Raw genomic sequence first — 255 nt, forward strand, 5'->3', positions numbered from 1 at the left:
TCGCCCTACCTCTTACGCTGCTACCAGACTCTCTTGTAGTGGGAGTTATTCCCACATAGCTGCAAAGCTGCGAGGCCTTTTCAAATTTAGAGAAGCCATCGGTAATTACAATCAGAAACAAGGCCGTCTTCTGCCCTATTCCAGGCACTGAGGTTAAGAGGGTGAGCTGCTGCTCTTGATCTTCCTTGACCAAGGACAGGATCTTTTCCTCAATCGCTTTTACTTCTTTATCCAACTGCTTCCTTTGGCGTTTTA

1 protein-coding gene is annotated in these 255 nt (G+C 46.7%); it reads right to left on the reverse strand.

Going from position 1 to position 255, the window contains the following annotated elements; genetic code table 11:
- Positions 1-255: transposase (locus LB449_RS13900; protein WP_224455705.1), on the reverse strand; the 255-nt coding region annotated here is incomplete at both ends.

The organism is Psychroflexus lacisalsi, from assembly GCF_020164495.1.
In the GTDB taxonomy this organism is placed as follows: Bacteria; Bacteroidota; Bacteroidia; order Flavobacteriales; family Flavobacteriaceae; genus Psychroflexus; species Psychroflexus lacisalsi.